This window comes from Paenibacillus periandrae, assembly GCF_022458865.1.
GTDB classification, from domain to species: domain Bacteria; phylum Bacillota; class Bacilli; order Paenibacillales; family NBRC-103111; genus Paenibacillus_S; species Paenibacillus_S periandrae.
The window spans coordinates 1-300 of record NZ_JAJNMU010000171.1; the positions used below are offsets into that span (position 1 = coordinate 1).

Genomic DNA, 300 nt, shown 5'->3' on the forward strand with positions numbered 1-300 from the left:
CGTGTAAAACGAATGAACGTGAAGGCGAATATTCGTGACATATACGGACTGGTCTGATCAAAAATCCATTTGAGCAGAATATAGACGATCAAAGCTGCATAAAGCTGGCCAAAAACCGCATTTTCCGCCGTTCCAAACAGCGTAGGCACATTCAAATGCTGTTTGATCCAGATGAAAAACACCTCGATTTGCCATCTGGCTTTATACATGTCAGCAATTTGCTCAGCGGATACACTCATGAGGTCGGTAACGACTCGAATTTCATGACCATGCCCATCTTGAAATACGACAACCCGGTGC

1 protein-coding gene is annotated in these 300 nt (G+C 44.3%); it reads right to left on the reverse strand.

Translation table 11 applies throughout. The features are described 5' to 3' along the window. On the reverse strand, positions 1-239 hold a 239-nt coding region (locus tag LRL21_RS45090; RefSeq protein WP_420832582.1), incomplete at its 3' end, for a transposase. Positions 240-300: the final 61 nt, after the last annotated feature.